Source organism: Streptomyces sp. NPDC007905 (assembly GCF_042959345.1).
Classification (GTDB): domain Bacteria; phylum Actinomycetota; class Actinomycetes; order Streptomycetales; family Streptomycetaceae; genus Streptomyces.
In genome coordinates, this window is record NZ_JBIBKS010000008.1 from 1 (window position 1) to 21,756 (window position 21,756).

Below are 21,756 nucleotides of genomic sequence, written 5' to 3' on the forward strand. Positions count from 1 at the left end.
GGTGTGAAGTGGGCGAACCTGCCGAGCGACTTCCCGCCGTTCAAGCGGGTGCACGCCTTCGCCCGCCGCTGGCAGGTCCAGGGCCTGCTCACCGAACTCCACGACCGGCTGCGCGACCGCGTGCGTGTGAGGGAAGGACGCTCACCGGATCCGAGCGCGGCGATCGTGGACTCGCAGTCGCTGCGGGCGGCGGCGAACATCCCGCGTTCGACGTCCGGGTGGGACGGCGGGAAGAAGGTGGGCGGACGCAAGAGGCACCTGGTGGTGGACTGCCTCGGCCTGGTCCTGGCCGTCGTGGTGACCGCGGCGAGCGTGCAGGACCGCGACGCCGCTGTCCCCCTGCTCGAAAGGCTGCGCGCGATGTACTTCTCCATCCGTCTGGTGTGGGCGGACGGCGGCTATGCCGGCAGCTTGGTCGACCGGGCCCGCCATGCACGAGGCCATGGTGCTGTGGTCGATGACCATGCTCATGAGCGGCCGCCTGGCCGGGCGTCGACCGGGCGCCTTCAGCCGGCCGGCGTCCCGGACGGGGTGAACATCCCCGGCCGCACCTCGAGCGCCCACCCCCGTTCCACCAGGCGCTTCGCCTTCGACCGCAGCCCCTCGACCTTCGCCGGGACCGCCTGAAGACCCAGGGCTGTGGCCAACTGCTGACAGCGCATGCCCCGGTCCGCCTCCGACTCCAGCACGGACATGATCCGCTGGTAATCCGGAGGCAGGACCGACGCTGTCATGCCCTCGGCCCAACGCGGCACCACCGACCCCGTCACCGCGCTCGCCACCGGCTCCGCGACCACCGCAGGCGGCTCGGCCAGTACCTCGGCCACCGTGACCCGGGCATCCGCCAGCCGCGCCAGCCTGCTCTCCGCCTCGACGAGCGCGGCCCGCACCCGCTCGGCCTCCTCCTGCAGCCGCGCAACCTCTTCCCGGACCTTCTTCTCCCGGGCCTTCAGCAGACCGATCAACGTTCTGACCTGCTACCGAGCTGTCGGCACCTGTCGACGTTGGTCACCATTGAGCGCCCTTCCACGGCCCGAAGACGGCCCGGGAGGGCGCTCGTGCGTGAGCACCGCATTAGGAGTTCGATCACCGACCCATACGACGTCCGGCAACGCGCTCGTGGGGCTGCACTAGTTTCCGGGTCGTGGCCGCCCCTGTGCGCTCCGGTCCGTCGTCGTTGATGTCGACCGGTGATGTCAGGGGCAGCCGCTGCGCTCGCCTCTCTTGTGGTCTGTTCGGTGGAGATCGGCGTGCCGTGCAGGGGCTGACATCCGGCCTGTCGTCACTGTGAGCGATAGCAGACGTGATTGACGTGTAGCTCTGGACCGGGGCTACCGCCCGAGATGAAGGAGGCCCCATGGCAGCGTTTCGAGGCGCCTTTCTGCGCGGTGCGATCGCTGTGGCCGGCATGGTGGTGAGTTTGGTGGCCATGCCCGCGAGGGCCCAGGCCGCGACAACCAACGTGCCCTGTGACCCGACCGCGCTGAAGAACGCGATCACTAGCGCCAACTCCGGGGACACGCTGGTGCTGGCCCACAACTGGGGACCAACGCCCAGGGTGGTGGCGTCTACAACGAGGGCACGCTGAGCACCAAGCGGCTGGAGATCGAACACAACACCTCCACCGGCACGGGTGCCCAGGGCGGTGGTCTGACCAACAACGGTGGGACCGCCACGCTCACCAGCAGCCAGGTGGAGCACAACACCAGCAGCGCCCCTCCCGGCGGAATCAACAACAAGTCCGGCACGGTGGCCCTGAACGACAGCAAGGTGAAGCACAACATGCCCACCAACTGCGCTGGCAGCGCAGTCCCGGTGCCTGGCTGCGTGAACTGACCAACCGGATTAACCCACCACCTTCCCCAGCTCCCATCCACGCCCTCTACGGGCCCGCGGTCGGCGACGGCGCCCCCTTCATCCCGGTGCCGGCCGATCCCCCGCCGGAGGCATCTGACCTGGTCGGACGCTCGGTCTGCGGCCTCGCCCGAGCCGGTCGACTTGACCGTGGTTCCCCGCCGCATCCGGTGCGCTGGTGGTCATGGGCAAGGCGCCCCAGCCTCTCTCCTGAAGTGGTTGTCCGGCACGCTCACCGAGTCCACACCCGCTGGAACTCTTCGGCCGGGATGGCCTCCAGCGGATCCTCTTCAGGATCGATCGCCTGATCTGTCAGGAAGCCGTGCTCGTCCTCCAAGTGCTCCCAGCTGTACCGATGGAGTTGGCCGGCCGAAGTCAGCTCAGCTTGCTTGATGACGATCAGCTCGCCGCGGTCGGGTACGGCTTCGATGTACCAGAGGCCGCCCTCCTCGTCAGCGTGGCGGAAGTGGAGCCGCAGGGTGGCGGCCTCATCGAGTGCTCGGAAGTACGCCACGGTTTCTGCTTCGATGCGCTCCAGGTCAACCACGGGACCATCGTGCCAGCGAGCACGCGCGGTTGCTCCGTTCTGACGTCCACGAGTGACCTCGACGGCGCCGGACGCCGGCATTCCTGGACAGTCCGGCACGGCCAGCGTGGCCGGGTGGCTCCCCCATGGTGCCGCTCCCCCATGGTGCCGAGGAGTGATCGAACTCCTGATGCGGTGGTCACTCGCCAGCGGCGCCGACGGCAGTGACGGGAACACTGACGGCAAAGCTGACGGCAAAGCTGACGGCAACGGACCCGTCACTCATGAGCCGGTGACGCTGTCACGTGCCGAGCCGGGCGAGGGCTGCGACGGTCAGGGCGCTGACGCCGGTGTCCAGGGTTGGCTGGGTGACGGGGGCGAACGTGGGGCTGTACGGCACCTCCGTCTCCGTCATCCACCAGGCCCTGGACCTGGGCGTGAGGCCGGGGCAGCCCGATGCGCCGACAGGAGACCGATGCGCCGGGGAGCCCGGTGCGCTGGCAGCAGCCCGATGCGCCGGGGAGCCCAATATGCCGGCAGCAGCCGATCCGTCATGCGTCCCGTTTCGCCGAGGCGATGACGGCGGACACGATGGTGGTCGCGGCGAGGCTCCCCAACATGACCAGCCCCACGCCGATCACGAAGAGGCCGCTGGAGTCGTCCGACCAGTCGGCATAGGCAGCGACGGTCAGGCCGAGCGTGGTGCCGAGCACGGCGCCCGCGCAGTAGCGCCGGGATGCCGCCCAGTACACCGGTGCCAGCAGAGTCAGCACCAGCCCGATCACCTGCCACGCCTCGTACGGGCCGGTCGTCGAACCGTCGGGGTGCACGTCACGGTGCTGGTCCCAGCCCAGCCAGGCGGCCCACAGGACCAACGCTGCCGCGGCCGGCACGAGGATCGACAGCAGCTGGAGAACGGGTTTCGGTAGTCCTTGGCTCATGGCCCGAGCGTTCCGGCCCGCCGGGTCACCGGCCAGAGCGCACGTACTCAGCATGACCCGAGTACCTGAGCGCCCGTCTTCGCCGTCGCTCAGGCCGCCAGTTCCGTCGCCGCCTCCGCGCGCTCCACCTCGCTCTTCGCCGCCAGGGCGTTGGCGGCCGCGTTGAAGCGCTCCATGGAGGTGGGGTGGTCCGGGCCCAGGACGTACTCCTTGAGGGTGCGGCGGGCGAGGGCCATCGGATCGGTGTGCGGGGCGCGGACCGAGTCCAGGATGTCCGGGAGGCGGCCGCACTCGCGGTCCAGGAGGTAGGCGCCGCCGGCGGTGGTGTAGGCGGCCCGGAACTCGTCGTCGGGCAGGTCGCGGGCGTTGGTGAGGACGTACGGCTTGAGGCTCGCCACGAAGTCGGCGACGACCGAGGAGACGTCGCTGATGAGGATGTCGGCCTCGTTGAAGCAGTCGTAGAGGGTGGGGAGGCTCTTGAGGATCACGTTGTGGCGGACCGGGCCCCGGCTCTCCCAGAAGATCCGGTGCCACTCGGCGCGCAGCTCCTGCCACTCCGCCGCCCCGTCGCGATCGGGCACCCGGGCCTCGCGCAGCTGCTCGGCGTCGTCGCCGCCGAGGCGGCCGGCCAGCTCGTCGAGGCGGGCCTGGATCTCCATCAGCCGGGGCTTCGCGGCGGCGACCGCGGCCTCCGCCTCCGCGGCGCCCCTCTGCTCGTTGTCGGCCCGCAGCAGCTCGCGGATCGCCTTGTCGGCCGCGGCCGCCTCGGCCGAGCGCTTGCCGGTGAGCGGGTGCGGCTTGTAGATGACCCGGACGTTCTCCGCGAGGAGCTTCTCGATCAGGGGCACGCCCATCGGGATCAGCGAGGTGTGGCAGTCGTCGTCGCTCCAGCCCTCCCAGGTGGGCGCGTACAGCACGACGGGGAGCGGGCCGGGGGTGTGCTCGGCGTGCAGGCGGATCGGGGACAGCTGCGGGCGGCCCACCTCGACGATGGCGCTGTCGCTGATGGCGTGCCGTACGCGCTGATACCGGTCGCGGCCTGCGCGGCCGGCCACCCATATCTCGTCGTACACCTTGCTGACCCGGTTGCTACTGGCGAGCTTGTCGCTGTCACCGTGGCCGATGAAGACGTGCTTGGCCTCGGCCACCCGCAGCATGTGCACGTTCTTGCCCGCGTTGCCCGGGTAGAGGACGACCCGGACGCCGGACAGCTCCAGTTCGGCCAGGTCGTCGGCCTTCGGGACGCAGACCACCGGGATCCAGGTGCGGCTGAGGTAACGGAACGAGGCCCGCTCCCGCAGGATGATCACCGGGCGCAGGTCGAGCTGCTCCAGCGTCTCGATCCACATGTTCACCTGGTACATGAAGTCACGGGAGACCGCGGCGAAGCTGAAGTAGAGCGCCACCTCGGGGCGGTATCCGGCCAGTTGGCGGTTGACCTCGGCGAACACCTCGTCGCGGACGGGCATGCGGCGGACCCTGCGGTATTGGCCCAGCAGCGCGAGGACGGCAGCCACGGGCACCCCGGCGGTGAGGGCGAAGCCGGGGTACGCCATGCCCCAGGTCCCGGCGGCCGGCGCGGCGAGGAGGCCGGCGTGGGCCGGCAGGTCCAGGTGGAGGAGCTTGCGCAGGAAACGTCTGTAGAGGATGGCGGGCGGCTGCTTGGGTACGGGCAGCCCGCTCAGGTCGAGGTTGCGCACGACCAGCGGCAGCACCCGGCGCCGGCGGACGGCGTGGTGCACCGCGGTGTACAGCATCAGCATCGCGAAGTGGGCGCTGAAGACGGCGAGCGCGGCGACGAGGACCGCGTCCGGCGCGTCCATCCTGGTGGCCAGCGCGAGCAGCATCACGGTACGGACCGCGAACCGCAGCGGGCGGGTGAGCTGCAGTGTCGCCAACCTGCGCACGAAGCCCGGGGCCCGGCGGTGCAGCACCTCGTCGGCGAGATACGTCACGGCCGACGCCGCGGCGAAACCCCACAGGGAGGGCAGCAGTGCAAAGACGGGCAGCGCGGCGAAACCTGCACCGAGCAGGAGCACGAGGAGCAGGTCGGTCGCCCCGCGCACGCGCAGGGCACCACACAACCGACGGATCGTCATGGGCGGGATTCCTCTTCCGGGATGGCGTGCACGCTGGGGCAAACGCCGCTGTTCACCAGTTCGACGTAAGAAGAGGGCTAAGAGTTGTACAGCATTCAGAAAGAAGGGATTCACGTTCCGTTTAGTGCGGGTACTCTCCCGGCTCGCGGTCGCCGACCTGCCGGTACAGTCGCCGTCGGGAAGGGAGAGAGACGACGTGCGACTTCGCTGTGCGGTGCTGGACGACTTCCAGGGTGTGGCCACCGAGTCGGCCGACTGGTCGGTGATCGAGGAGCAGGTGGAGGTCGTCGCACTGCGCGAGCACCTCGACGACGAGGACGCCTTGGCCACCGCCCTCGCCGACTACGACATCGTCGTCACCCTGCGCGAACGCGTCCCCTTTCCCGGCTCGCTGATCGAACGCCTCCCGCGGCTGAGGCTGCTCATCGCCTCCGGGATGCGCAACAGCGTCATCGACTACGCGGCAGCCGAGGCGCACGGTGTCACCGTGTGCGGCACGGCGAGTTCGTCGACGCCTCCCGTGGAGCTGACCTGGGCGCTGTTGCTGGGCCTGGCCCGCGGGATCGTCGAGGAGACCAACGCGCTGCGCTCCGGCGGCCCCTGGCAGTCCACCGTCGGCGCCGACCTGCACGGCCGCCGGCTCGGCCTGCTCGGACTCGGGAAGATCGGCAGCCGGGTGGCGCAGGTCGGACTCGCCTTCGGCATGCGGGTCAGCGCCTGGAGCCGGAACCTCACCAAGGAGCGAGCCGAGGAGGTGGGCGTGGACCTCGCCGCTTCCCTCGAGGACCTGCTGACCACCAGCGACTTCGTCTCGGTCCACCTGGCCCTGTCGGAGCGCACCCGGGGGCTGGTCGGCGCCGCTGAACTCGCCCTGATGAAGCCGACCGCCTACCTGGTCAACACCTCCCGCGCGGCGATCGTGGATCAGGACGCCCTGCTGGCCGCGCTGCGCGAGGGCCGGATCGCGGGTGCCGGCGTCGACGTCTTCGACATCGAGCCGCTGCCCTCCGGCCACCCGATGCGCACCGCGCCCCGCCTCCTCGCCACGCCCCACCTCGGCTATGTCTCGCGGGCCAACTACGCGACGTACTAAGGCCAGGCGGTGGAGGACATCCAGGCCTACCTGGCGGGTGCTCCGGTACGGCTGCTGCCCTGAGGCCCCGTCGGGCGAGGTCCGGACGCAGGTCCGCGCCGGGCAGGGCGCCGGTCACCGGCACCCCGGGGCAGCGCCCGCTCGGGCGGGATCCCGCCCGTCACGTAGCGCGGCCTTTCGGGGGTGCCCGGCTTCAGTAGCGGCACCTCGAGGCCTGGTTTGGGCGCCTCCGGTTGAGGGGCTTGGAGACGCCGTTCAGTGGCACCGGGACGGGGACCGCGGCGGGGGCGGCGGCTCCCACGGCGGCCACGACGCCCCTGACGACGACGGCAAGAGCTCTTCTGGTGGTCGACTTCAAGTCAGGTACGGTCCCTTCAGGATGCGAGGGGTTCGACCGTCCGCACCGCACAACAAGCCGGAAAAATACATCAGTTCACCATTCGGCCGACTGCAGCAATTGCCGGCTCGTCACTCATCAGCTCGTCCAGAAGTCCCACCAGCGCGTCAGCACGAGCATTCCGACGACACCGATGTGCAGGAGCGGCAGGACCCAGGTGAATTCCGCGAAGAAGTTCTTCAGCCGGCCGGGCGCGGGCAGGAATCCGTTTCCGACGACGAGCGAGGTGGCGTACCAGAACATCAGGATCGTGGCGACCCACGCCAGACAGCACCACAGGCACAGCGCGTTGATCCGGTACAGCGACTGGAACTGCAGCCAGGACACGAACCCGACGCCGAACAGGCATCCGGCCTCGAACAGCAGCCAGTACCAGCCGGGGAAGCGGGCATCGGCCAGCAGGCTCATGCCGACGCAGACGGCGATGCCGTAGGCGACCAGGCCCAGCATCGGGTTGGGGAACCCGAAGACCGAGGCCTGCTCGCTCTTCATCACGCTGCCGCAGGACACGACCGGGTTCAGACTGCACCCGGGCACGAAGCCAGGGTTCTGCAGCAGCTTGAACTCGTCGAGGGTGATGACCCAGGAGGCGAGCAGCCCGGCCGCGCCGCTGATCACCAGCAGCAGCCCGAACCCCCTGCCGCCGGCCAGGGTTCTGGGCATCAGCCGCGCAGGCTGCGGGCCGGCAGGATGACGTGCGCGGCGGCGTTCAGGGTCTCCTCGGCACCGGCGAAGGCGGCCAGCGCGGCCGGCTCGACGGCCTGACCCGGACGGCCCTCGGCCCAGGCACGGGTGGTGAAGACGAGGTAGGCGTAGCCGCGTACGGCGACGGCGGCGAGCCACTCCGGCGGCGCGTCGGCCTGGGCGACCATCTTCGGCATGTTGACGACGGCCTGGCCGGCCTCGACGAGCAGGGTGACGGGCAGGCTGGGCTTCCTGGTGCCGTCGACCACCTGGCCGCCGACCGGCAGACCGTTGCTCGTCAGCAGGTGCTCGACCGCGGCGGCGGTGGCCTCCGGTCCGCCCTCCGCGTCCCCGAGGGAGTAGGCCAGCAGGTAGGGCATGTCGGTCCCGTCGGGGGCCTCGCCGCTCCAGGCCAGGACGACGAGCGTGCCGAGGTCGGTGGTGCGGAAGGGGCGGGCTTCGCTTGAGGTTGAGGTCACCGCGCGACCTTATCGGCGGGGCGCGGCGCGGCCCGACGGCTTCTCACCCTTCCGGACCAGTGCCCGGAGCCGCTCCACACGATCGAGGGAAGCGGTCTCGAACAGGCCGAGGGCCGGTTCCGCGGTGTGCGGTACCGGCCCGGTTCCGGGCCCGGAGTCGGGGTGTCAGCCCTGCAGGGGCAGGCCGCCGAGCAGCGAGTTGTGCTGGTTCAGGGCAGCGGTGGTGCCCTTGACCGTGTTGAGGACGGAGTCCTTGTTCTCGGTGTTGAGCGCGTCCGACTGGTGCCGCAGCGGCATGACGTCCTTGACGGTGAGGCCGCCCTTGGTGAGCGTGTCCACGGCGCCGTTGAGGCTGGTGGGCGTCAGTTCGGCGGTGGGGTGGGCGAACGCGGGCGCGGAGACGCCGGCGAGAGCCACGGAACCGGCAACGACGGCGACAGCCTTCAGGGACTTCATCGTGTTCCTTTCTTCGGCAACTCACGTCACCTCAGGGAATTCTGACGCCGTGCCTAACGAGTTCCGGCAGTGGCCGGAAACCCCGGACCGAGAAGACATATGAAATCCCCGACCCCGACAAACGGCGCTCAGCCGTCGCGCCCATGCGGCACGACGGCTGAGGCGGGGGCGTCGCGCGTCACCCGGTGGGCAGCGCAGGGGCCGACGGCAGGCTGGGCAGGTCCACGCCGGGGGTGGACAGGATGCCGCCGAGGGCCGAGTTGAGCAGGTTGACCAGGTCGTTTACGACGCCGGTGGCGGCCGACAGTACGCCGTCGGGGTCGGAGGTGACGGCCTTGAGCAGGTTGTCGATCGAGGCCTGCAGCGCGGCGATCAGGTCGTCGGTGGCGTCGCGGGCCGGGGGCGTTTTGCCGACGACGTCGCTCGTCATGAGCGACGCCGGGGCGGACGCGGAGGCGGACCCGCTCGGGACGGCGGACGCGCTCGGGACGGCGGACGCGCTCGGGACGGCGGACGCGCTTGGGACGGCGGACGCGCTCGGGGAGGCCGACGCGCTCGCCGCCGTCGAGGGCGTGGCGGCGGTGCTCGGCGTGGCCGGAGCAGTCGGGGTAGCCGCGGTGCTGGGCGTGGCAACGGTGCTCGGAGCCGCAGCGGCGGCCTTGGCGATGGCCGCCTTAGCCGCGTCGCCGAGCTTCCGGGCCTCGTCGGAGCTCAGCCGGCCCTTCTCGAGCGACCGGTCGAGCAGGTCGACGACGGGGGCGAGGACGGAGGCGGTGTCGCTCAGGGAATTGACCTTGGCGAGCAGCGCGTCCGCGCCGGGGACGGGCGAGTGGGAGCTCGCCCGGGTGCGCTCCCGAGCCGAGTCGGCGGCGACGGCGGCCGGGCCGGCGATGCCGATCACGAGGGCAGCGCAGAGAGTGGTGGACGCCAGACGCCGCATGGGCAGCAGACGCATGGGGGTTCCTTTCGGTAGGGCAGGGGCCTGAGCCCACCGTTGAACCCTCCGTGACGCACCGCAACCGCTCACGCACTGTGCATGAACCATCCGGGGGAACACATGAACCGGCCGGCCGCCCGCTGACGATGCGCGGGCGGCCGGCCGGTCAAAGGGTTGCGCCCCGACGTCAGCCGTTGGCGGCGCCGTTGCCGAACGCGGGGTTCAGCAGCCCGATGACGTTGACGGTGTCGCCGCTGACGTTGACCGGCACGTGGATCGGGGCCTGGACGACGTTGCCCGACACCACGCCCGGCGAGTTGGCGGCCTCGCCAGAGGCGCCGGAGTCGGCGGAGGCCATACCGGCACCGCCGGCGATGGCCGCGACGGCGGCGGAGGTCAGAACCAGACCCTTCGCGATACGCGACATGGAGAGGTGCTCCTTGGGATCGACACAAACATCCGGGCGGGATGCCCGGCGCTGTGTCAACGCGCGGCGCTCCGCCGGGTTGTGCCGCCAGTGGAGTGATGTACGTGGTGGTGACCAGTCGGGCTGACCAGTCGGGCTTCCGGCTCGTTTCCCACAGGACGCGCGGTGGGCCGGCGCGCTCTTCGTCGTCGTGGACGCGCGGGCGTGAGGCGCGTACCCACCCCCAGCCCCGAGCGCCCCGCGTGAGCGAGGTAATCCGCGAATGCTCCAGTCGGCCCCCGCTCCTGGCCGCGGGTCCTGCACCTCACGCACCCCCTCGACGCCGGTGTCACCCGAGTCGTCAGGGACCTCGCACAGACCCCGCCGACGGCCGGTGTGCACGTCACGGCCGGCCGTCCCGGCGGCGAACCGGGCTCGAGCCTGCGAGAGTTGTGCGTCGACGTACGCGAGTGGCGGGCCGGGCGGTCGTCGGGGCCGCGGCCGGCCGGTGAGGTACGGCGGCTCGCGCGGCTGATCGACGGGGTACGGCTCGAACCGGCGCACGCGCACAGCGCCAAGGCGCGGGGCGCTGCCCGGCCCGCCTTGCGCGGGCGCATCCCGACCGTGTTCCAGCCGCATGCCTGGTCGTTCGAGGCCGCCGGCAGGCGCACCATCGGCTCGCGCCGCGCTGGGAGCGGTGGGCGGCGCGGTGGGCCGACCGGTTGGTGTGCGTCAGCCACGCCGAGCGCACGACTGGATTACGCGCCGGGGTGCACGGCTCGTACGCCGTCATCCCCCACGGCATCGACCTCGAACGCTTCTCCCCCGCACCCGGCGGCCCCGCCCGCGCCGCCGTCCTGCCGGGCCTGGCCCAGGCGACCAGGCGGCGCCGCTCGTCGTCTGTGTCGGGCGGCCGTGCCGGCAAAAGGGCCAGGACGTGCTGCTGCGGGCCTGAGAGCACGTCCTGCGGGGGGTGCCGGCCGTCGCCGTCCCCCCGGACCAGCGTGCCCGCCGTGAAGATCGCACCGTGCATGCGCGGGGCCGGCGGGTACCGGCCGGACGGCGTGGCGAGGTGCCGCAGGCGATACGGCACTGAAGGATGCGGTACGGCGCCCCTGCGGAGGGCGCCTGTGCGGGACGCGGGGTGCCGGGCACTGGGGTCCGGCACCCGTGCGCTACCGGCCGGAGCCCGCCCGGCCTCGTCGGTACAGGACCGCCCCGCCCGCGATCAGCGCCGCACTGACGGCCACGATCGCGAGCATGGCCCGGGCGTCACCACCGGTGTGTGCGAGGGCGGGCGGCTGTCCCGGGCGGCGGTCGCCTCCGCCGGGGGGCTGGGGCGACGGCGTGTACTCACCGCCGTACGAAGGGGGTGACCTGTGGCCGCCACCCCCGTACGCGGGCGGCATCGTGTGGTCGCCGCTCGGGCCGCCCGGAAGGCCGGGGCGGCCGCCGGAGCGGTGGCCCGAGGTGTCGGAGTCACCGTGGGAGCCGCCGTTACCTACGCCGCCGTCACTCTTCGAACCGGACTCGTGAGCACAGGAGTTGTCGAACACGGGGGTCAGCGCGGCGGACACATCCGAGGAGTTGCCGCAGACGTTGACCGGGATGTCCACCGGGACGTGGCCGGTGTTGCCGGACAGCAGGCCGGGTGAACCCTGGGCGGTGCCGTGCGTGCCCGAGTCGGCGAACGCCTGACTGCCGCACAAGGACAGCATGCCCGTAGCGGCGGCGGTCACGACCACCATGCCCTTGCTGAGGGTGTGGCGCAATCTCGTTGTCTTCCCGCTCGAAGAAGTGGGAAAGCCGGCCTCGGGACGAAGTATCGAAGGATCGACGGTCCGAGGCCGGCCAGGACCCAGCTGGTGGGCTGGTGCGTTGCGTTACGGCGCTCAGCCGTTGACGCAGGAGTTGCCGAACGCCGGGTTCAGCAGCCCGATGACGTTCACCGTGTCGCCGCAGGCGTTGACCGGAACGTGGATCGGGACCTGGATCACGTTGCCGGAGAGGACACCGGGGGAGTCGGACGCCGTACCGGTGGCACCGGAGTCGGCGAAGGCGGGGGCGGCTCCGCCCAGCGCCAGGATCGCGCCGGCGACGACAGCAGCGCTCTTCTTCATGAAATTTCCCTTCTCTGCGGTCATGCCCTGTGACGGCCGAAACCGCGCGAGCACAACTTGAACGGCTCGCACCATGACCGGCAGGTTCTAAAACGAGGGATAGACAGCCGAAGAAACTACGGAACGCGCGTCGTCCTTGAATTCACTCGAACGCCGCCAAAGATTTGACACGTTGGCGGATAGGCGGAGAAACGCTTCTCCGGCGAAAGACCGGAAGAGACCGCCCGGGCAGCGGTGGATGCAGCGGCACGCCACCCGGACGGTGTTCCGTCGGCAGGGAACAACGGCTGCCTCAGCCGCTGCCGGCCAGGACGGACATGTCGTCGAGCGTGCGGGAGCGGCTGGTCGTCCTTGGCCTGCCTGGAGCCCTCGGCGCACTGCTGCTTCTGCGGGACCGACACTTCCTGACTCCTCACCAAGAGGCAAGTTCCTGCCCCGCGTCAAGCGGACACGGACGGATTGGCTGCTGGGTGTCACCCGATCGGGTCGCTCGGCGCGGTGGAATCGAGGGACTTCCCCCAGCGCCTCCCGAAAGTCCCTCCCGCCAAAACCGCGTGGGCCATCGGAGTGAACGAGAGCAACCCCTGACACGGTGGGAAGTTGATTCAGGGCGCTCCGGTGGACGGGGTTTCTCCAGAAGGGAATCATCAAGTGATCAAGAAGGTTCTGGCCTCCGCCGCGGTCGCCGCTTCCGTGGTCGGCGTCTCCGCCGCCGCCGCGTCGCCGGCCCTGGCCATCGGCGACGACACCGGCACCACCTCGCTGAGCGGCAACAACGCCGTGCAGTCGTACGGCAACTCGGCCACGTACGGCAACATGAGCCCGCAGTTCGCGCTCGTCCAGGGCTCGTTCAACAAGCCCTGCATCGGCCTGCCCGCGAAGGCCAACGCGCAGTCGCTCCTGGCTCTGGCCAACGTCGGCGTGCAGGACATCCCGGTGCTGTCCGCCCCGCAGAACCAGCAGTGTGTCGAGAACTCCACCCAGGCCAAGGGCGACGAGCCGCTCTCGCACATCCTGGACGACATCTCCGCGCTGTCCGGCAACAGCTGATCCGACGCTCTGCGGGCCTCCTGACGGGCCCGTGTCGACGGGCTGCCGAGTTCCCGGCAGCCCGTCGGCCTTTTCCGGACCCCCTCACAGGACGACACACCGGGCCGTAAGGGTGGTTTGTGCATTGATCGGACTGCGCTGCTCCGATCGGGGCAAGGGCCGCAACCAGCGCCAGGTGCGTGCCGTTGATGATCACGCAACTCCTCCCCGGAGTCCGCCTTTCGAAAGGGAATGAACATGAAGAAGCTGTGGGCAAGCGCGGCTGTCGCCGCCTCCGTCGCCGGCCTGGCGGGCATCGCTGCCCCGCAGGCCCTCGCCATCGGTGACGACCACGGCACCACCTCGTTGAGCGGCAACGAAGCGCAGCAGTCCTTCGGCAACTCGAGCACGGTAGGCGACCAGAGCCCGCAGCTCTCGTTGGTCCAGGGTTCGCTCAACAAGCCCTGCGTGGGTCTGCCCGCGAAGGTCGACGCGCAGTCGCTCGTGGCTCTGGCCAACGTCGGCGTGCAGGACATCCCGGTGCTGTCCGCCCCGCAGAACCAGCAGTGTGTCGAGAACTCCACCCAGGCCAAGGGCGACGAGCCGCTCTCGCACGTCGTGGACGACATCTCGGCGCTGTCCGGCAACAGCTGAACAAGCACTCCGCGAGCGGCGGGTCACCGGTTCTTCCGGTGACCCGCCGCTCTGCGTGCTGCCCGCGGTACCACGCCTCGATCCGTTCCGCGCAGGCCGCCGCCACCGCCTGCCGCTTCGCCGTAGCGCGTGCGCGAATCACGGCGCCCCGGCCGCCCGGTTGTTCAAGGCCGGGGCAATCAACTTCCTGGCGGTGGCAGCCACTTCGGCGGCGAAGGCGGCTGCCGTGACCGGGCGCAAGGTTCCCTCGGTACGGCGGCGCAGCAGCGCCGCGTGCGGGGCCTCGGCGGCGTGGGCGAACGGGAGGTCGGCCAGGGAACCGCCGGTGAGCGGTGACGCCAGGGGCGCCGTGCGCACCTCGCGCACGGCGCCCGTCGCGTCCCTGACGATCTCCAGGGAGCCACGGACCACCAGGTCGGTGCGCTGCCGTGCCCGCTTGAGATCCCTGCGTACGGCCATGGCGGCTCCCGGTCGCGGCTGGTGCCGGCCAACGTACGTACCGGTGAGTCGATTTGCTCGGAGGTAAGGAAAGGTCGATGGGGCGTGCGGGGTCTCAGTCCGCGGTGTCCGTGCGGTCCGCCTCACGGATCGCGTCGGCGAGGGCCTGTACGTCCCTGTCCTCGGTGGTGCCGGCCAGCGTGGCCGCCCGGGCGGCGAGCCGGGTGAGGCTCGGGGCGCCGGGGAGAGCGGGGCCATGGTCGGTGCCGGCGCGCAGCGCGTCGGCGAAGTAGGCGGCCACGGCCGTGACCTGGAAGCGGGGGCTCGCCTCCCGGACGGAGTCCTTCAGGGCACCGGTCTCCAGGGCGCCGGACTCCTCCTGCGGGGCGCGGGTCGAGGGGTCGAGCCAGCGGACGGTGGCGGTGGCGAGGTGGCCGTCGGCACCCGGCCGGGTGCGCACCGCGTACAGAGCGGTCACCGTGTGGCCGGGGCCGACCTCGCCCCCGTCCACGCGGTCGTTGCGGAAGTCGTCGTCGGCGACCTTGCGGTCGTCGTAGCCGACGAGGCGGAACGCGGCGACGGTGTGCGGGTCGAAGGCGACCTGGGCCTTGGCATCACGGGCGGTCAGCTCGATGTTCTGCGGGAGTTGTCCGCAGAAGACCTTGCGTGCCTCGTCGGCGTCGGAGACGTAGGCGGTGTGGCCGTCGCCCTTGTCCGCGAGGCGTTCCATGAGGGCGTCGCCGTAGTCGCTGCCGACGCCGACCCCGAAGAGGGTGATGCCGTGCTCGCGGCGGGCGGAGTCGATGCGGCGCAGGATGGCGTCGGGGCTGGTCTCGCCGTCGTTGGCGAGGGCGTCGGAGACCAGGACGACGCGGTTGGTGGCGCCCTTGCGCAGGCCCTCGACGGCGGTGGCGTATCCGATCTCGACGCCCGCGCCGAGGTTGGTGGAGGACAGTGCCTCGAGGCCGTCGATGGCGTCGTGGACCTCGCCGCGGTGGCCGCCGAGCCGGGTCATCGGCAGGACGGTTCGGGCGTGTTCGCTGAAGGTGACGACGGCCACCGAGTCGTCGTCGCGCAGCCGGTCCGTCATGGTGCTCAGGGACTGCCGGGCGAGATCGAGGCGGCCGGGTTCGTCCATGGAGCCGGAGACGTCGATGACGAAGGTGAGTGCGGCGGGCGGGCGGTGCCCGGTCGGTTCGGCGGTCCGGGTGGCGAGACCCACGCGGACCAGGGACCAGTTCGGTTCGGCGGTGCGGGCGCCGTCGACGGTGACGGAGAAGCCGTTGCCGTCGGGCCTGCGGTAGTCCTGGCGGAAGCTGTTGACGAACTCCTCGGGGCGGACGGTCGACGGGTCGGGTGTGCGGCCGTCGGCGAGGGTGCGGCGGGCGTAGGTGTAGGAGGCGGTGTCGACGTCGAGGGCGAAGGTGGACAGATGACCGTCGGACGGGGCCGACTCGAAGCCCTGGTCCCCGTGGGCGGGTGCGGGTGCGGGCAGGCCGCGGTTGTCGGGGCCGTTGGACTGGTTCTCGGCGCCGCCCGCGCCGCAGGCCGTCAGCACCAGGGTGCCCGCCGCCGTGAGGGCGAGCAGTGTGCCGCGTGTCCGCCGTGATCGCCGTGCCCGGTTCCGCTCCATCTCGCTTTCCCCCTGCGCTCGTTGACGTCGACGTGTGCGACCTCTGCCGACTGTGACGGCGCAGGGGGCCGGAACGTGCGACCCGGGGCATTGCGGATGGATCTCGAACCGGCCACGGCAACGGCCCTTCGAGACCGGTGGGTGATCCTCCGGTGACCTACGAGACCACGTCCTTGTGGGCGAAACCCCGGAAGGCCAGGGCGAACAGCACGAGGGCGTACGTGATGGAAATCGCGGTGCCCTGGATCATGCCGGACCACTCGGGGTGCGGCTGGACGGCGTCCGCCCAGGCGAACTGCCAGTGCGCGGGCAGGAAGTCGCGCCAGTGGCCGAGGGCGGTGACGGCGTCCAGGACGTTGCCGACGATGGTCAGGCCGACCGCGCCGCCGACCGCGCCGAGCGGGGCGTCCGTCCGGGTCGACAGCCAGAACGCCAGTCCCGCTGTGACCAGTTGGGACACGAAGATGTACGCCACCACGACCAGCAGACGCTGCGCCGCCGTGCCCGGGTCCAGCGCTCCACCGGTGGGGATCTGCAGCGGGCCCCAGCCGTACGCGGCCGTGCCGACCGCGAGGGCCACGAGGGGCAGCAGCACCATCGCGGCGAGGCTCAGCCCGAGCCCCACGGCGAGCTTGGACCACAGCAGGCGGGCCCGGGGCACGGGCGCGGCGAGCAGATAGCGCAGGGAGGACCAGCCGGCCTCCGAGGCGACCGTGTCCCCGCAGAACAGGGCGACCGGGATCACCAGCAGGAAGCCCGCCGAGACGAACAGGTTCACCGCGGCGAAGTTGGCACCGGACGCGGTGGCCGTGTCCATCAGCGTGACCTGGCCGTTGCGGCCCGACGGGCTGCCGCCGATCGCGAAGGCGATGAGCAGCACGAACGGCAGGACGGCGAGGATCCCGCCCATGATCAGCGTGCGGCGCCGCTTGAGCTGGCGGATCAGCTCCACCCGCAGCGGCAGGGTGCGGCCCGCGCGGTAGCCGGAGGCGACCTCGACGGGCTCGGTGAGCGTACTCACGGGGCACCTCCGATCAGGGTGAGGAAGGCGTCTTCCAGGCGGCGGTGAGGGCCGACCGAGGCAACGGGTACCTCCAGGCGCACCAGTTCCACGACCAGCCGCTCGGCCGTGCCGCCGGGTTCGAGGCGGACCAGCAGCCCGTCCTCGGTGCGTACGGCGGAGTCGACGCCGGGCAGTGCGGCCACCTTCTCCACGATCGGCTCCGCCACGGCCGTGCCGGTGCCGACCAGCAGGGTGTCGCCGGAGCCCACGATCTCCCGCACCGGCCCGGCCTGGACCAGCCGGCCGTGGTCCATCACCACCAGGTGGGTGCAGGACTGCTCGACCTCGGCGAGGAGATGGCTGGAGACGATCACCGTGCGGCCGCCGGCCGCGTAGCGGATCATCACCTCGCGCATCTCGCGGATCTGGGGCGGGTCGAGGCCGTTGGTGGGCTCGTCCAGGATGAGCAGGTCGGGCAGGCCGAGCATGGCCTGGGCGATGGCGAGGCGCTGGCGCATGCCCTGGGAGTAGGTGCGCACCGCGCGGGCGAGGGCGTCGCCGAGGCCGGCGATCTGCAGGGCCTCGTCCAGGTGGGCGTCCCCGGCCGGCCGGCCGGTGGCCCGCCAGTACAGCTCCAGGTTCTCCCGGCCGGACAGGTGCGGCAGGAAGCCCGCGCCCTCCACGAAGGCGCCGACCCTCGACAGCACGGGCGCGCCGGGCCGGATGGCGTGGCCGAAGACACGGATCTCGCCGCCGTCCGGTGTGATCAGGCCCATCAGCATGCGCAGGGTGGTGGTCTTGCCCGCGCCGTTGGGCCCGAGCAGCCCGAGCACCTGGCCCTTCTCCACGCGGAAGGACAGCTCGCGCACCGCGTACCGGTCGGCGGACCGGGCGTACCGCTTGCTCAGGTCCGTTATCTGCAGCGGGACGTCGGCGAGTTCCGGGGCGGGCGCGGGGGCGGTCGTACGGCGGCGGCCGGTGAGCAGCAGGGCGAGCGCGGCGACGGCTCCGGCCAGGGGCAGCCACCACACCCAGGCGGGCAGGGGGGCCGCGGCGGTGGTGACGGCGGGGGCCGTCGGCACGCTCAGCCGTCCCTGGACGGTGACGGTGTAGGTCGCCGGGGCGGCCGGTGAGGCGTAGCCGAGGTCGGTGGAGGCGAGGACCAGGCGGAGCCGGTGGCCCTTCTGGACCTCGTGGTCGATCGCCGGGAGGGCGATCGTGACGTCCTTGCCGTTCTTGGCGCCGGTGACCCTGAGGGGGGCGACGAGCTGGGAGGGCAGCACCTGCCGGGTGCCGTCGGGGCCGACGTCGTAGACCTTGCCGAACAGGACGGCGTCCTCGCTGGTGGAGGTGACGTGGGCGGTCACGGTGGGCGAGCCGGTGATCCGCAGGTCGCGGGGCAGCGGTGCCGAGTCGAACTTCGCGTACTGGCCGGGGAAGTCGAGGGAGACCCCGACGCCGAGCGCGGACAGCTGGGCGAGGCCGCCGGAGCCGCCGAGTCCGGGCAGGGCGGAGACGCCGGGGGGACTGGCCCCGGCCGGGTTGACGACGTGCTGCCGGCCGCCGGTGAGGGCGATGGTGCGCCGGTGGTCGCGCAGGCCGGGGTAGGCGTCGGTGCTCGCGCCGCGCAGCTGGGCGGCGCCGTCGGTGGAGTCGACGCCTCCGGTGCGGGTGATCCGGAAGGCGGGGCCGGTGTCGGCGGACTTCTCGCCCTTGAGGTAGCGGTCGAACCAGGCCGTCACCCGGCCCTGCACCCGGCTGCTCTCCATGTCGCCGCCGTCGTGCCCGCCCGCGATCCAGTCGACGTCCACCGGGGCGCCGTTGGCGCGGATCGCCTTTTCGGCCGCGTCGGCCTGGGCGAGGGTGAACAGGGAGTCGGTCTGGCCCTGCACCAGCAGCGTGGGCACCTTGATGCGGTCGGCGACCGCGGACGGCGAGCGCTCCTCCAGCAGCTTGCGGGCGGCGGCATCCGGGGTGCCGGACTCGGCGACCCGGTCGTACATCCGGCACAGGGCGGGCTCGAACCTGGCGCAGCCGCCCCCGGTGTTGAAGAAGACGCCGGCCCACAGCTTCTTGAACACGCCGTCCGGGAACAGGGCGTCGGCGAGGTTCCAGTAGGTGACGGCCGGGGCGATGGCGTCGACGCGGCGGTCGTAGCCGGCGGCGAGCAGGGAGATCGCCCCGCCGTAGGAGCCTCCGGCCACGCCCACGCGCGGGTCGCCCGGCTTGTCGAGGCGCACCTGCGGCTGCTTCGCCAGCCAGTCGATGAGCCGGGAGACGTCGGCCACCTCGTGCTTGGGGTCGTTCAGCCCGATCTTCCCTCTCGAGTGGCCGAAGCCGCGTGCCGACCAGGTCAGCACCGCGTATCCGTCGCGGGCGAGGTCCTCGGCCTGCCGGCGTACGTCGTCCTTGCTGCCGCCGAAGCCGTGCCCCAGCAGGACGGCGGGGCGGCGGCCGGTGGAGCCGCCGGTGAAGTACGAGGTGTCGATGCGCGTCCCGTCGGCCATGGCCATGACGCGGTCGCTGCGGTGCACCGGCGGCGCGGCGTCGGAGGCGACGGCCGTCCAGGTGCCGGCGCCGGCGAGCACCACGACGGCGGCCGCGGCGGCCATCAGCCGGCGCGGCCCCTTCAGCAGCCCTCGCAGCGCGGGCCCTCGAAGATCCATGCCTCAACGGTACGGGCCGCCGCTGACATCCGACGGAGCCCCCGGGCTGAACCCGGGGCCCTCCTTGGGGAGTACAGGTCTGCCCCGGTGTACTTCGGGCGTGGTACGAAGGGCCATGCGGATCAGGAGGGCGGCCACCGTCGCCGAAGTCGTCGCCGCCGAGCACCTGTTCGATAACCCCGCCCGCCCCGAGTGGGTGGAGCGTTTCCTCACCACCCCGGGCCACCATCTGCTGCTGGCCTACGCGGACGGGACCGTCGCCGGCTTCGTCAGCGGTGTGGAGACCGTCCACCCCGACAAGGGCGCCGAGATGTTCCTGTACGAGCTGGCGGTGGCGGAGCCGTACCGCCGTCGCGGGATCGGGCGGGCGCTGGTGCTGCGGCTCGCGGAGCTGGCACGGGAGCGGGGCTGCTACGGCATGTGGGTCGGGGTCGACACCGGGAACGACGTCGCCCTTGCCGCCTATCGGAGTGCGGGCGGCAGGGGCGACGGGACGTGCGCGGTCGTGACGTGGGAGTTCTGAGACTCCGGGTGCCGACGGGTTACGCCTGCGCGTCCTCCGGGATGGACACCAGCCAGCGGGTGTCCCGGCGCGGGCGGAGGTAGAAGGCCCAGTAGAGCGTGGCGACCGCGGTGATGCCGCCGGTCCACAGCAGGTACGAGGGGTCCTGCTCCACGAGGATGTAGACGAGGACAGCGATCAGCAGCACCGGCATCGCGGGCCACAGCGGCATCCGCCACGCCTTCCTGGTGCCGTGCGCACCGCGCCGGCCGAGCAGCGTGGCGATCGCGACCAGCAGGTACAGGCCGGTGACGGCAACGCCGGTGACGCCGTACAAGGTGTCCAGGTTGACGAAGCAGAGGACCGCTCCGGGGACGCCGACGACGAGGGTGGCGACCCAGGGGGAGCCGAACCGGCCGAGCTTGGACAGGGCGTTGTTGACGGGCGCGGGCCAGGCCTTGTCGCGGGCGGAGGCGAACAGGACGCGGGAGTTCTGGATGACCATGACGATGCCCGCGTTGATGATCGCGAGGGCGACGCACAGGCTGACGAAGGTACCGACGGCCGAGTTGCTCCAGGCGATGACCATGCTGCTGATGTCGCCGCCGGTCAGGGCCTTCAGGTCACCGGCGCCCAGGGTGATCGCGGCGACCGGCACCAGGATGACCACGCTGGAGATGGCCAGCGTCGCGAGGACGGTGCGGGCGACATTGCGGCGCGGGTCCTCCAGTTCCTCGGAGAGGTAGACGGCGGTGGAGAAGCCCTGGGTGACGAAGAGCGCGATGGCGAGTCCGGAGACGACCATCATGGCCGTGACGGGATCCACGTGGGGGTGGCCGCCGGCCACCTGCAGGGAGGTGAGGCTGCCCACGCCGCGGTGGGTGTGCACGAAGCCGAGGAGGGCGACCACACCGGCCGCGACGACCTCGAGGACCAGGAAGATGCCGGTGATCCAGGCGTTGGCGCGCAGGTCCAGCAGGCCGGCGAGGGTGGCCGCGATCATCACTGCTGCGCCGGTCCAGGACGGGTCGAGGTGGACGATCGGGGCGAGGTAGTCGGCGGTGCCCATCGCGATGACCGGCGGGACGATCACCACGACGAGGAGCGACATCACGAAGGCCAGCCAGCCGGCGAGCCGTCCGGCCAGGGTGGAGACCATGGCGTACTCGCCGCCGGCGCTGGGAATGAGGGTGCCCAGTTCCGAGTAGCAGAAGGCCACGGGGATACAGAGCAGCGCCCCGATGGCGATGCAGAGGGCGGTCGCGGTGCCGAGGCTGGAGAACAGGTCGGGCACGATGACGAAGAGCGTGGAGGCGGGCGTGACGCAGGAGAGCGTCAGCAGGGTGCCGCCGACGACGCCGATGGAACGCTTGAGCTTCTGAGGGCTGTTCGAGTCCTCAAGGAGGGCTGTCTCGACAGGGCGGAGCGTGTCGGTCATGCGGCGGGTTCCGATCGACTCGTGCGACTGAGGGTGGGGGACGGGAGCGCTATCGCCTCCGGCGGCTCGTCGTACGTTCATCTCGTCCGCTCCCGGCGTTGCATAGAGAACCCCGACGAAAACCGTCACGTCAATGGCCGTTTACCTTCGGAATCCGCACTTCTACCAAGAGTTACGCGGCATCACTTTCGCAGGCCATGACGCCCTATAGGTGCATCCATCAAGCCCCAGTCACTTGTGACCTTGTTTTTAAAGGTCATCCGCCCGACATCCCTTCGCCACCCGTTTCATCCCACCGTAACGAGAACCGCAGCCGACGCGTCAAAAAAATGTCAGGTCGTCCGGAATCCGGACAGGCAGACCAGTCGCGTGCAGGTCCGTCGGGCCGAAGTGAATTCAGG

Annotated in this window: 21 protein-coding genes and 4 pseudogenes; 8 read left to right on the top strand and 17 right to left on the bottom strand. The window is 71.2% G+C overall.

The annotated features are described in order from the left end of the window. Positions 1 to 126 precede the first annotated feature (126 nt). A pseudogene (locus tag ACFZDC_RS15700) lies at positions 127 to 417 on the top strand (transposase); the annotation flags it as partial. Positions 418 to 506: 89 nt separating this feature from the next. Here the strand turns inward: ACFZDC_RS15700 and ACFZDC_RS15705 are convergent. Then, a complete protein-coding gene (locus ACFZDC_RS15705; RefSeq protein ID WP_391324067.1) occupies positions 507 to 965 on the bottom strand; it encodes a hypothetical protein in 459 nt (152 codons plus the stop codon). A gap of 392 nt (positions 966 to 1,357) precedes the next feature. Between ACFZDC_RS15705 and ACFZDC_RS15710 the strand changes: the two genes are divergently transcribed. Both ACFZDC_RS15710 and ACFZDC_RS15715 read left to right on the top strand, forming a co-directional pair. After that, complete coding sequence (locus ACFZDC_RS15710) at positions 1,358 to 1,588, top strand: hypothetical protein (RefSeq protein ID WP_391324069.1); 231 nt, start codon at positions 1,358 to 1,360, stop codon at positions 1,586 to 1,588. Positions 1,589 to 1,692: 104 nt separating this feature from the next. Next, entirely contained in the window at positions 1,693 to 1,836 is a 144-nt protein-coding gene (locus ACFZDC_RS15715; protein WP_391324071.1) for a hypothetical protein, read from the top strand. Between the two features lie 250 nt (positions 1,837 to 2,086). Here ACFZDC_RS15715 and ACFZDC_RS15720 read toward each other — a convergent pair whose 3' ends face one another. The 4 genes and pseudogenes from ACFZDC_RS15720 to ACFZDC_RS15735 all read right to left on the bottom strand — a co-directional run bounded on the left by ACFZDC_RS15720 (position 2,087) and on the right by ACFZDC_RS15735 (position 5,420). Beyond that, positions 2,087 to 2,401 carry a hypothetical protein gene (locus ACFZDC_RS15720; RefSeq protein WP_391324072.1) on the bottom strand — a complete coding sequence of 105 codons (315 nt, stop codon included), beginning with the start codon at positions 2,399 to 2,401 and terminating at the stop codon, positions 2,087 to 2,089. A gap of 280 nt (positions 2,402 to 2,681) precedes the next feature. After that, positions 2,682 to 2,771, bottom strand: a pseudogene (locus ACFZDC_RS15725) (peptidase); the annotation flags it as partial. 160 nt (positions 2,772 to 2,931) lie between these two features. Further along, entirely contained in the window at positions 2,932 to 3,321 is a 390-nt protein-coding gene (locus ACFZDC_RS15730; RefSeq protein WP_391324074.1) for a hypothetical protein, read from the bottom strand. A gap of 89 nt (positions 3,322 to 3,410) precedes the next feature. Then, positions 3,411 to 5,420 (bottom strand): hypothetical protein, encoded by a 2,010-nt coding sequence (locus tag ACFZDC_RS15735; RefSeq protein WP_391324076.1) that lies wholly within the window; start codon positions 5,418 to 5,420, stop codon positions 3,411 to 3,413. Between the two features lie 196 nt (positions 5,421 to 5,616). On the opposite strand from ACFZDC_RS15735, the pseudogene ACFZDC_RS15740 reads away from it, so the two are divergent. After that, positions 5,617 to 6,576, top strand: a pseudogene (locus ACFZDC_RS15740) (D-2-hydroxyacid dehydrogenase family protein). Between the two features lie 412 nt (positions 6,577 to 6,988). Here the strand turns inward: ACFZDC_RS15740 and ACFZDC_RS15745 are convergent. The 5 genes from ACFZDC_RS15745 to ACFZDC_RS15765 all read right to left on the bottom strand — a co-directional run bounded on the left by ACFZDC_RS15745 (position 6,989) and on the right by ACFZDC_RS15765 (position 9,893). After that, a complete protein-coding gene (locus ACFZDC_RS15745) occupies positions 6,989 to 7,573 on the bottom strand; it encodes a vitamin K epoxide reductase family protein (RefSeq protein ID WP_391324078.1) in 585 nt (194 codons plus the stop codon). Continuing rightward, positions 7,573 to 8,073: a DUF5949 family protein gene (locus tag ACFZDC_RS15750; RefSeq protein WP_391324080.1), complete on the bottom strand. Its 501-nt coding sequence runs from the start codon at positions 8,071 to 8,073 to the stop codon at positions 7,573 to 7,575. Before ACFZDC_RS15750 ends, ACFZDC_RS15745 begins: the two co-directional genes overlap by 1 nt. 165 nt (positions 8,074 to 8,238) lie before the next feature. Beyond that, positions 8,239 to 8,529, bottom strand: coding sequence for a hypothetical protein (locus ACFZDC_RS15755; protein WP_391324082.1), 291 nt, complete (start codon positions 8,527 to 8,529; stop codon positions 8,239 to 8,241). A gap of 178 nt (positions 8,530 to 8,707) precedes the next feature. Then, entirely contained in the window at positions 8,708 to 9,484 is a 777-nt protein-coding gene (locus ACFZDC_RS15760; RefSeq protein ID WP_391324084.1) for a hypothetical protein, read from the bottom strand. Between the two features lie 169 nt (positions 9,485 to 9,653). Further along, positions 9,654 to 9,893 carry a chaplin family protein gene (locus ACFZDC_RS15765; protein ID WP_391324086.1) on the bottom strand — a complete coding sequence of 80 codons (240 nt, stop codon included), beginning with the start codon at positions 9,891 to 9,893 and terminating at the stop codon, positions 9,654 to 9,656. A 375-nt stretch (positions 9,894 to 10,268) separates the two neighbouring features. Between ACFZDC_RS15765 and ACFZDC_RS15770 the strand changes: the two are divergent. After that, a pseudogene (locus tag ACFZDC_RS15770) lies at positions 10,269 to 10,630 on the top strand (glycosyltransferase family 4 protein); the annotation flags it as partial. Between the two features lie 417 nt (positions 10,631 to 11,047). On the opposite strand, the gene ACFZDC_RS15775 reads toward ACFZDC_RS15770, so the two are convergent. Together ACFZDC_RS15775 and ACFZDC_RS15780 are read right to left on the bottom strand one after the other, a co-directional pair. Next, the gene (locus ACFZDC_RS15775; RefSeq protein ID WP_391324543.1) at positions 11,048 to 11,620 is read right to left on the bottom strand and encodes a chaplin family protein; all 573 of its coding nucleotides are present in this window, start codon (positions 11,618 to 11,620) and stop codon (positions 11,048 to 11,050) included. A 144-nt stretch (positions 11,621 to 11,764) separates the two neighbouring features. Continuing rightward, on the bottom strand, positions 11,765 to 11,992 hold the full coding sequence (locus ACFZDC_RS15780) for a chaplin family protein (RefSeq protein WP_391324088.1): 228 nt from the start codon (positions 11,990 to 11,992) through the stop codon (positions 11,765 to 11,767). 651 nt (positions 11,993 to 12,643) lie between these two features. On the opposite strand from ACFZDC_RS15780, the gene ACFZDC_RS15785 reads away from it, so the two are divergent. Together ACFZDC_RS15785 and ACFZDC_RS15790 are read left to right on the top strand one after the other, a co-directional pair. Further along, positions 12,644 to 13,042: a rodlin gene (locus tag ACFZDC_RS15785; RefSeq protein WP_391324090.1), complete on the top strand. Its 399-nt coding sequence runs from the start codon at positions 12,644 to 12,646 to the stop codon at positions 13,040 to 13,042. Positions 13,043 to 13,279: 237 nt separating this feature from the next. After that, the gene (locus tag ACFZDC_RS15790) at positions 13,280 to 13,675 is read left to right on the top strand and encodes a rodlin (RefSeq protein WP_391324092.1); all 396 of its coding nucleotides are present in this window, start codon (positions 13,280 to 13,282) and stop codon (positions 13,673 to 13,675) included. Between the two features lie 138 nt (positions 13,676 to 13,813). Here the strand turns inward: ACFZDC_RS15790 and ACFZDC_RS15795 are convergent, their stop codons facing one another. From ACFZDC_RS15795 to ACFZDC_RS15810, 4 genes are all read right to left on the bottom strand, one after another. After that, positions 13,814 to 14,134: a hypothetical protein gene (locus tag ACFZDC_RS15795; RefSeq protein ID WP_391324094.1), complete on the bottom strand. Its 321-nt coding sequence runs from the start codon at positions 14,132 to 14,134 to the stop codon at positions 13,814 to 13,816. A gap of 94 nt (positions 14,135 to 14,228) precedes the next feature. Beyond that, positions 14,229 to 15,746, bottom strand: a complete 1,518-nt coding sequence (locus ACFZDC_RS15800; protein WP_391324096.1) for a von Willebrand factor type A domain-containing protein — start codon at positions 15,744 to 15,746, stop codon at positions 14,229 to 14,231. Positions 15,747 to 15,903: 157 nt separating this feature from the next. Continuing rightward, on the bottom strand, positions 15,904 to 16,767 hold the full coding sequence (locus ACFZDC_RS15805) for an ABC transporter permease (RefSeq protein WP_391324098.1): 864 nt from the start codon (positions 16,765 to 16,767) through the stop codon (positions 15,904 to 15,906). Beyond that, complete coding sequence (locus tag ACFZDC_RS15810; protein ID WP_391324100.1) at positions 16,764 to 19,415, bottom strand: alpha/beta fold hydrolase; 2,652 nt, start codon at positions 19,413 to 19,415, stop codon at positions 16,764 to 16,766. Before ACFZDC_RS15810 ends, ACFZDC_RS15805 begins: the two co-directional genes overlap by 4 nt. 115 nt (positions 19,416 to 19,530) lie before the next feature. Between ACFZDC_RS15810 and ACFZDC_RS15815 the strand changes: the two genes are divergently transcribed. Beyond that, positions 19,531 to 19,938: a GNAT family N-acetyltransferase gene (locus ACFZDC_RS15815; RefSeq protein ID WP_391324102.1), complete on the top strand. Its 408-nt coding sequence runs from the start codon at positions 19,531 to 19,533 to the stop codon at positions 19,936 to 19,938. A gap of 19 nt (positions 19,939 to 19,957) precedes the next feature. Here the strand turns inward: ACFZDC_RS15815 and ACFZDC_RS15820 are convergent, their stop codons facing one another. After that, positions 19,958 to 21,355, bottom strand: a complete 1,398-nt coding sequence (locus ACFZDC_RS15820; RefSeq protein WP_391324104.1) for an amino acid permease — start codon at positions 21,353 to 21,355, stop codon at positions 19,958 to 19,960. Positions 21,356 to 21,756: the final 401 nt, after the last annotated feature.

Excerpts from the sequence above, each read along its gene's own strand:
- ACFZDC_RS15710 (WP_391324069.1), top strand. The coding sequence starts at position 1,358 with ATGGCAGCGTTTCGAGGCGCCTTTCTGCGCGGTGCGATCGCTGTGGCC.
- ACFZDC_RS15730 (WP_391324074.1), bottom strand. The coding sequence starts at position 3,321 with ATGAGCCAAGGACTACCGAAACCCGTTCTCCAGCTGCTGTCGATCCTC.
- ACFZDC_RS15735 (WP_391324076.1), bottom strand. The coding sequence starts at position 5,420 with ATGACGATCCGTCGGTTGTGTGGTGCCCTGCGCGTGCGCGGGGCGACC.
- ACFZDC_RS15745 (WP_391324078.1), bottom strand. The coding sequence starts at position 7,573 with ATGCCCAGAACCCTGGCCGGCGGCAGGGGGTTCGGGCTGCTGCTGGTG.
- ACFZDC_RS15755 (WP_391324082.1), bottom strand. The coding sequence starts at position 8,529 with ATGAAGTCCCTGAAGGCTGTCGCCGTCGTTGCCGGTTCCGTGGCTCTC.
- ACFZDC_RS15760 (WP_391324084.1), bottom strand. The coding sequence starts at position 9,484 with ATGCGTCTGCTGCCCATGCGGCGTCTGGCGTCCACCACTCTCTGCGCT.
- ACFZDC_RS15765 (WP_391324086.1), bottom strand. The coding sequence starts at position 9,893 with ATGTCGCGTATCGCGAAGGGTCTGGTTCTGACCTCCGCCGCCGTCGCG.
- ACFZDC_RS15775 (WP_391324543.1), bottom strand. The coding sequence starts at position 11,620 with ATGGTGGTCGTGACCGCCGCCGCTACGGGCATGCTGTCCTTGTGCGGC.
- ACFZDC_RS15780 (WP_391324088.1), bottom strand. The coding sequence starts at position 11,992 with ATGAAGAAGAGCGCTGCTGTCGTCGCCGGCGCGATCCTGGCGCTGGGC.
- ACFZDC_RS15790 (WP_391324092.1), top strand. The coding sequence starts at position 13,280 with ATGAAGAAGCTGTGGGCAAGCGCGGCTGTCGCCGCCTCCGTCGCCGGC.
- ACFZDC_RS15795 (WP_391324094.1), bottom strand. The coding sequence starts at position 14,134 with ATGGCCGTACGCAGGGATCTCAAGCGGGCACGGCAGCGCACCGACCTG.
- ACFZDC_RS15800 (WP_391324096.1), bottom strand. The coding sequence starts at position 15,746 with ATGGAGCGGAACCGGGCACGGCGATCACGGCGGACACGCGGCACACTG.
- ACFZDC_RS15810 (WP_391324100.1), bottom strand. The coding sequence starts at position 19,415 with ATGGATCTTCGAGGGCCCGCGCTGCGAGGGCTGCTGAAGGGGCCGCGC.
- ACFZDC_RS15815 (WP_391324102.1), top strand. The coding sequence starts at position 19,531 with ATGCGGATCAGGAGGGCGGCCACCGTCGCCGAAGTCGTCGCCGCCGAG.
- ACFZDC_RS15820 (WP_391324104.1), bottom strand. The coding sequence starts at position 21,355 with ATGACCGACACGCTCCGCCCTGTCGAGACAGCCCTCCTTGAGGACTCG.